This is a genomic window from Winogradskyella vincentii (assembly GCF_020166345.1).
Taxonomy (GTDB): domain Bacteria; phylum Bacteroidota; class Bacteroidia; order Flavobacteriales; family Flavobacteriaceae; genus Winogradskyella; species Winogradskyella vincentii.
Genome location: NZ_JAIUJS010000061.1, coordinates 1 through 324 on the forward strand (window position 1 = coordinate 1; position 324 = coordinate 324).

General features: G+C 54.0%; 1 protein-coding gene. It reads right to left on the bottom strand.

Going from position 1 to position 324, the window contains the following annotated elements; genetic code table 11:
• Nucleotides 1-324: DUF7507 domain-containing protein (locus LBV24_RS15170; protein ID WP_224479495.1), on the bottom strand; the 324-nt coding region annotated here is incomplete at both ends.

Here is a 324-nt window from a genome sequence, read left to right on the forward strand (position 1 = left end):
CGTTAGGGCTACGTTGCTCAAGGTCACGTTTCCTGTGTTCTCAACAGTGATCGTATAGGTCAGCTCGTCGCCAAGGCTCGCGCCTGCCGGTGCTACATCATTACTGATGGCTACTGTCTTAACAGCCTCGATGCTCGGTACCTCAGAAATAGCAACTACAGTAGGGTCGTCCACCGTATTGCCGTCGCCGTCATCACCATCATCACTCGTATCCGTAATATCATCTGGACCTCCCAGTGGACTGTCGCCCGTAGCTGTAGCACTGTTGGTCACATTGCCTGCGTCTACGTCGGCCTGTGTGATCGTATAGGTCGCCGTAACCGT